Below are 6,471 nucleotides of genomic sequence, written 5' to 3'. Positions count from 1 at the left end.
AGGCCGGGTAAACAATACTACCTGGGGGCTGGCTACCCCAGATTGGTGATTTTCGTTTGACCAAAATTGGCGATTTTCTCCTGACCCGGAGTGGTTAATTTCGCCCGACCCTAACAATGCAGGGTTAAACCTTAGAGAAATCTTATAAAGTTTGAATGACAATTTGCTACAATAAGACTATATAGAGAGGGGATGATTGTTTGGAGGCTGCTTTGGAAACAGCCGGGTTGACTTATGTTTTCCCGGACGAAAATGGGATTAAAAATCTCACATTTCAGGTAAAGCGCGGAGAAATCTATGCGCTATACGGCGGCCATAATGCCGGAAAAACTGTATTGTTGCAGGCCATTATAGGGGCAATCAGACCTCAATCTGGTACGCTCAAATTATTTGGAAATATAGACTATCAGCAGGAGCGCCGCCGGATTGGATTTGTACCACAAAAACCTGTGACAATCGGCTCTCTATCACCGGCTAATATGCTTCGTTATTTTTCTTCCGCTTTCGGAACCACAGAAAACCATATTGATGATATATTGCACTTGAACCTGAAAGAGAAAACGGCGGTGCGGCGATTGCCATTATCGACTCAACGATTAGTGAATTTGGCGGTTGCTCTCTTGGGAAATCCAGATTTTATAATTTGGGACGACCCTTTTTCCGGGATGGATAAAGGAGAATGTGAACATCTGATCTCTGTTCTGGCCTATCTACATGAAATGAACCATACCACGCTTCTGATCTCTGGACAAGATTATTCACAGCTTTCCCGGCTCGCATCCAAATATGGCGTAATGGCAGACGGAAAGCTGATTTGTGAGCTTACGGCTGGGGAACTGAACGAATGCTGCCAGCGGTGCATAAAGATAAGAACCCCGCAATTAGAACGAGCCATTACCATTTTAAGACAGCAGTTCCCCAACTTTGAAGTGTTGAGCCATGACATGATACGAATTTTTAATTGTAACGAACAATCCGGGAAAATCAATGCTCTGCTGGTTCATTCCGGTATAGAGGTATCGGAAATCTGGCTTGCCGGTATGGAGCCGACCGACTATCTTTTGAAAATGACAGGAGGTGCAAAGAGTGATCCAGACTATGCAAAGTGAGTTGTTTCGTATCCGCAAAAGTCGCCTGTTTTTTGGCTGTCTTGCACTGGCTGCGTTTTTTGTCTTTGCACTTGCCTTGACGTTTTATCATAATACTGCAAATAGGTCACTTCCTACTATATCGTTAGTTCCGTTCACGGAGTTTCTGTTTTCAGATTATAGCCTGATCTTTCCGCTGACGCTATTTTTGTGCCTATACTTTACAGAAGATTTTCATACCGGCTCATACAGCATGGTACTTTCTAAAGGGACAAACAGGGCACAACTATTCTTCGGCAAGCTACTGGCAGCATGGATTAGTGTTTTCTTTTTTCTGCTTGTATGCTTTGGGATTGCGTATTTGTCCATTCTGATGATGGGAACAGCCCGGCACGACATAGAAATAGAATATTCATTACCTGTAATGGGAACCTTTCTCCTGATTCAATGCCTTTGTTTTTGGGGTTATACCGCCATTCTCAATCTGATATGTTACCTACTGCGGCATCGAATTATCGTTACCATTGTCGCTTTTTTTCTGCTGGGAGTTTTGTATCTATATCTCACAAAGATCAGTGCAGCATTGGACATGAATTATTCACTCTACAAATATTGGATTGTTGGGCTATCCCACAGTTTGCGGATAAATACCATTGCGGAAGATCTAATGCCCATCTTAATTACATTAGCTGTATATCTTTTGCTGCCAACAGTCATTACTTTTTCCCTGTTTCAAAAGCTGGATTTACGCAGTCTGGAAAGGCGGTGATGACGGCGTGCTTGTATTATGTGCGTTATTGGCAACATTCTCTTTGTTCCTGCTGCTAAAACTGATTTATCAACGAAAACTGATTCGTGAACTCAAAAAGCAAATTGATTTTCTGATTGATCGAGACACACAAACAGAAATCATGGTAGAACAAACGGATGGCCCAATACAGGATTTGGCTGCAAGTATCAATCATCTTCTGAAAAAGTATCGCAGCATGGGGCAAGAAATCGAAAGGAGTGATACTCTGTTTCGAGATACCATTACAAGTTTATCACATGACTTGCGAACGCCGCTGGCAACAGCAAACGGCTATATCCAGCTCTTACAGGAACAGAAGTTAACCGGGGAGCAAAAAGAATATGTAACGATTGCGGGAGAACGAATATCCGCTGTAAAACTCCTTCTTGACCAACTGTTTGAATTTGCAAGGATTGAAGCCGACGAGCTGAAATTGAATTGCAGGAATACGGATATACACAGTGTACTCCGTGATGTTGTCGCTTCATACTATGGCGATTTTGAACAGAAAAAACGCGTCCCCCATATTGTTGTCCCGAATTCACCGGCCATCATTTGGGGCGATCCAGATGCCTTGACCCGGATTTTCTCAAATGTGGTTTATAATGCGCTTGTTCACGGTGAGGGAGATTATCAAATCATTGCAGTGTTAGAGGAAACTCAAACAGTCATAACCGTTAAAAATGCGTCGAGCAGTATTCAGCAGGAAGATATTCCCCATTTGTTTGACCGTTTTTACACCACCGACCAGTCAAGGACAAAAAAGACAACTGGGCTGGGGCTGGCAATCGCTCAAAGGCTTGTAACCCGCATGGGCGGACAAATCTCGGCTTGTTTGCAAAACGGTGACTTTGCAATTCAAATCGTATTTCCCATTATCAATCTCTAAAGGGCTGCTTCGGCAGCTCTTTTTTTATCCTTAGACTTTCCTTAGACTTTCCATAAACAAATCCTAAACCTCTTTGGTAAAGTATGAGCCATAGGAGGTATAAATAATGGTTAAAGTAGCTTTAGTGGTTTCTATCATCGCTTTGGTGGTGTGTCTGCTCATTGCCCTGAACGGCATATTGAGCGACGGTCTAAAGGGGTTAAAACAGAGATCAAAACCTATCGGGATTTCATTTTTGATTTATGCTGTGACCTTTTTACTTTTTATCTTTTTTCAATAATGGAGGTATTTCATGCTACAAATCAAAAATGTAAATCTGAATATTGGAAATACTGCCTTGCTGTCCAACATCAACCTGACTTTAGAGCAAGGAAAAATCTATGGCGTTCTGGGGCCGAACGGAGCCGGTAAAACAACTTTATTTAAGTCCATGCTGGGGCTGACTGCCTTTTCAGGTGAAATACTTTCGGATGGACAGCCAGTTTCCAGCAGATGCTTTGGAAGTTTAATTGAATACCCGGCTTTTTACCCACGGCTCACCGTAGAGGAAAACTTGAAACTGCACGCACAGTATTTGGGTCTGAAACAACCGAACATCGAAGCTGCACTCAAACAGGTAAATTTACTGGATGCCCGGAAAAAGCTGTTCTCTCAACTTTCTTTGGGAATGCGCCAACGGCTGGGAATTGCCCGCGCCTTTTTAGGCAATGTTCAATATTTGCTGCTGGACGAACCTACCAACGGCCTTGATCCGATGGGGATAAAGGAAATCCGGCTGCTTCTGAAAGAACGCCTGAAATCTCCCCAACACTGTATTTTGGTGTCAAGCCATAATCTGACGGAGATCGCCGCCGTAACGGATGTTCTCATTTTCATTCGTGGCGGAAAAATCATTAAGATTATAGAAAACGACTTCAACGAAAAAGAACTGGAAGCACTGTATGAGGATATTATGACTTCCGGCCAGAGGGAGGAAGCATAATGGGAATGTTGATTAAAAATGAGTTTTACAAGTTGAAGCGAGAATGGTTTATGGCATTTCTTCTGCTGTTGTCGTTTCTTCCCATCCTTACCGGCGGCGCAGGGGCAGTTTTCAACGACAGCACGAAGTCATTTGCTGACCTGTTCTTCTTTATGAATAACCAGTTTTCCATGTTCTTTCCAATGGTAATCTTCATTTTGATTGGTTCGCTGTTTTATCAGGAATATAAGAACAAAACTTATATCAACTGGATTACCTACGGTTTTTCAAAAAAGAGGCTCTTTCTCTCTAAAATCGCTGTCAGTATCTTTATCGGCATTGGCTTTGCAGCTGCCCTTTTTGTCGCTTTCGGCCTGCTTGTGGCGGTACTCAATGGCGCTGGCAGGATGACAGGAGATGTTTCCCTGTTCCTCAATCTGGCAATCGGGTTTGGTATTGAAGCCTGCGTTATCGTTTTGATAACGACCTGTTTCGGAGCAATCGTTATCAACTTGAGCCGAAATATCATTGTAACAAGCGTTGTTGGGGTTATATATGGTTTTGCATCATGCTTGTTCATCGGTTCAGAGAGTGGCTTTGTCATTCCAGGCAGCTTTGCGTATCGTGTTTCTATGTTCTTTTCAGATAGATCAACATACTACGATTCCCCTGTACCATCTACCATCGGTGGATGTATCAGCATCGTACTTTGCTTCATTGTGATGTTTTTGGTTGGATTGATTGTCTTTTCCCACAAGAAAAAAATTGAAAACTAACTGCTGCCGGACGACGGCAAAAGAAAAAAGCCGTCGTACAGCAGCCCTTTTGACACGCCCATTTAGCCAGCGGCGGCTTTGAGTAATCAAGGTCGCCGCTCTTGTTTTGCCTGAAGGAGAGTGATACCAGGATCGGCGGCCCACGGAGGAAATCATATGAAAGAGATTATAGTCATCCGCACTTCTGACCCAGATGGAAGTGTCTTTCGCTCTATCCTGGGAGCCTTACAGGGAAAAAATGTTCAGATTCTCCATGCTACCGACCTTGAGGCTTCTGCTCCCTCTGCCCTGACTCTGGGCGATATTGAGATATTCCCAGAGCAGCGTCGGGTCACAAAGGCCGGGGTGGAGATCTGCCTGAACTACGGAGAGTTCTCCATCCTTTACTGCATGGCCCGCTGCCCTGGGCGCGTGTTCAGCCGGGAGCAGCTCTACAATGCTGCCTGGGGCGAGGACTATGAATTAGGCACCAACACCGTGGACAACACGATCTGGCGCCTACGGAATAAGCTGGAGCCTGACCCCAAGCATCCCACCTACATCAAGACCGTTTTTCGGGTGGGATATAAAATTGAGAAATAGCATACAAAAAACGCCGGACGCGGCGGCCTGCTGGCCCTGCGCCCGGCATTTTCAATATGTTGCCTTCCAACTTTATACTTGCCCAAAGACAAGCTTATATGAGTGTGAAATGAAACTGAGAAGGCAGATAGATTGGAAAGCAAGATTCTACTAATATGTTGTAGTAGAACCCATTGACATTTCTACACCGTTGTAGTAATATTGAATTATCCAAGGTAGACGTACTTTGGATGAGGAGGAGTTAATTGTGGATCGATCCAAAAAATTATCAGAAACAGAATATGAGATTATGGAAGTGTTGTGGAATTCAGAAGTTCCTATGTCTGCTTCGCAGATATTATCGTACTTTGCCGAACATCGCAACAAGGAATGGAAAGCTCAAACATTAGCAACATTTTTATCCCGTTTAACGCAAAAAGGTTTACTCACTTCCAAAAGAGAAGGTCGTGTGCCTTATTATTGGCCGATTAAAACATGCGAGGAGTACCAGAAAAGCAATGCACAACGGATTTTAGACACATTGTATGGTGGGTCAATCAAAAATTTCTTTGCTGCACTTTATGGTGAATCTCAAATGTCGGAGGAAGACCGAGAGGCACTGAAACAGTGGCTCGATGGGCAACCGTGAGAGGAGGCTGATTGTATGGCCTCAACCTTGCTTAGTACCATTTTGTGTTTGAACCTTGTAGCAAGCGTATCCTACCTTGTGTTTAGGGCATTGGCTTTCGCCGGAAGAAAGCACATCAGCGAAAAGTGGCGCTACAATTGTATCACCATTATTATGTGCCTATATGTAATTCCATTTTACAAGCTGCTGCCTGGATTTCCGCAAGCCTTTACCAACGTTCAACCAATATCAGTTGTCGGAAAAAATATTGTATCTGGAACGAATGTAGTTTCTCCTGAGAACCCTGTGTCTATCTTTACGGAAGCAAGTTCAAATATCATTCAAAATGCTACTCTTAACATCAGTTTCGATTGGCAGAAGTGCGTCTTGGTTATTTGGATTGTTTTTGTAGTTACCTTAGCTACATGGAATGTTCTGGGCTTCCTTCGTTTTAGATACCATATCCAGCAAACCCAAGAAGTTTCTCACGCAATGTTACAAGATATTGCGAACGATTGTGCTTCTAAACTTGGGATCAAGAAAAAGGTGGATTTAAGGCTATATACCACAATGCCAAGTCCAATGTTAATTGGATTTTTCACACCAATCATTGTGGTCCCACGGGTTGATTTGCAGCTTGATGACGCACAAATGATATTGGCACATGAGTTAGTGCATTTTAAGCACCATGACTTATGGCGTAAGCTCTTTGCAGTTATTCTCCAAACAGTTTATTGGTTCAACCCTGTTGTGCATCTCATGAAGCGAGAGTTAGATC

General features: G+C 43.4%; 9 protein-coding genes. All 9 read left to right on the top strand.

The window, feature by feature from the left end; all coding sequences use genetic code 11:
* Positions 1-200 precede the first annotated feature (200 nt).
* Complete coding sequence (locus tag B5G42_RS17040; protein ID WP_242961276.1) at positions 201-1,109, top strand: ATP-binding cassette domain-containing protein; 909 nt, start codon at positions 201-203, stop codon at positions 1,107-1,109.
* The gene (locus B5G42_RS17035) at positions 1,087-1,857 is read left to right on the top strand and encodes an ABC transporter permease (protein WP_087272969.1); all 771 of its coding nucleotides are present in this window, start codon (positions 1,087-1,089) and stop codon (positions 1,855-1,857) included. Before B5G42_RS17040 ends, B5G42_RS17035 begins: the two co-directional genes overlap by 23 nt.
* Before the next feature lie 28 nt (positions 1,858-1,885).
* The gene (locus B5G42_RS17030) at positions 1,886-2,767 is read left to right on the top strand and encodes a sensor histidine kinase (protein WP_242961275.1); all 882 of its coding nucleotides are present in this window, start codon (positions 1,886-1,888) and stop codon (positions 2,765-2,767) included.
* 106 nt (positions 2,768-2,873) lie between these two features.
* Positions 2,874-3,047 carry a receptor gene (locus B5G42_RS17025; RefSeq protein WP_087272963.1) on the top strand — a complete coding sequence of 58 codons (174 nt, stop codon included), beginning with the start codon at positions 2,874-2,876 and terminating at the stop codon, positions 3,045-3,047.
* A gap of 12 nt (positions 3,048-3,059) precedes the next feature.
* The gene (locus tag B5G42_RS17020) at positions 3,060-3,749 is read left to right on the top strand and encodes an ABC transporter ATP-binding protein (RefSeq protein ID WP_087272960.1); all 690 of its coding nucleotides are present in this window, start codon (positions 3,060-3,062) and stop codon (positions 3,747-3,749) included.
* On the top strand, positions 3,749-4,504 hold the full coding sequence (locus B5G42_RS17015) for an ABC transporter permease (protein WP_087272957.1): 756 nt from the start codon (positions 3,749-3,751) through the stop codon (positions 4,502-4,504). The genes B5G42_RS17020 and B5G42_RS17015 overlap by 1 nt, the downstream gene beginning before the upstream one ends.
* Positions 4,505-4,660: 156 nt before the next feature.
* A complete protein-coding gene (locus tag B5G42_RS17010) occupies positions 4,661-5,086 on the top strand; it encodes a winged helix-turn-helix domain-containing protein (protein WP_087272954.1) in 426 nt (141 codons plus the stop codon).
* A gap of 247 nt (positions 5,087-5,333) precedes the next feature.
* A complete protein-coding gene (locus B5G42_RS17005) occupies positions 5,334-5,714 on the top strand; it encodes a BlaI/MecI/CopY family transcriptional regulator (RefSeq protein WP_087272951.1) in 381 nt (126 codons plus the stop codon).
* A 15-nt stretch (positions 5,715-5,729) separates the two neighbouring features.
* Positions 5,730-6,471 (top strand): M56 family metallopeptidase (locus tag B5G42_RS17000; protein ID WP_140399882.1); only part of this gene is annotated, 742 nt, incomplete at its 3' end.

Source organism: Flavonifractor sp. An91, from assembly GCF_002159225.1.
Classification (GTDB): Bacteria; Bacillota; Clostridia; order Oscillospirales; family Oscillospiraceae; genus Flavonifractor; species Flavonifractor avicola.
The sequence above is the reverse complement of the archived record's forward strand: the minus strand, read 5'-3'. Positions and strand labels throughout refer to the sequence as shown.